Origin of the sequence: Pontibacter sp. JAM-7, assembly GCF_048548695.2 — a bacterium.
GTDB lineage: Bacteria > Pseudomonadota > Gammaproteobacteria > Pseudomonadales > Balneatricaceae > Neptuniibacter.
This window is the reverse complement of record NZ_JBLYIF020000074.1, coordinates 1-240: the sequence shown is the minus strand read 5'-3', so window position 1 is coordinate 240 and position 240 is coordinate 1. Positions and strand designations below refer to the sequence as shown.

The following is a 240-nucleotide window of genomic DNA, read 5'->3' as shown; positions in this document are numbered from 1 at the left end:
GACCGAGTTGCTGGCAATGCGCAAGGCGGGAGAGACGGTGGCGCATATCATTGGTCAGCGCGGTTTCTGGTCATTCGATTTGGCGGTTTCATCGGATACACTGATCCCCAGACCTGATACGGAACTGATGGTGGAGACTGCGTTGCAGCTCGGTTTACCTGTCGATGCCAGAGTCGCAGACATGTGCACTGGCACAGGGGCAATAGCCCTGGCATTGGCCAGCGAGCAGCCGTATTGGCA

Annotated in this window: 1 pseudogene; it reads left to right on the top strand. The window is 57.5% G+C overall.

The features are described 5' to 3' along the window. A pseudogene (locus tag ACFVYJ_RS13915) lies at positions 1-240 on the top strand (hypothetical protein); the annotation flags it as partial.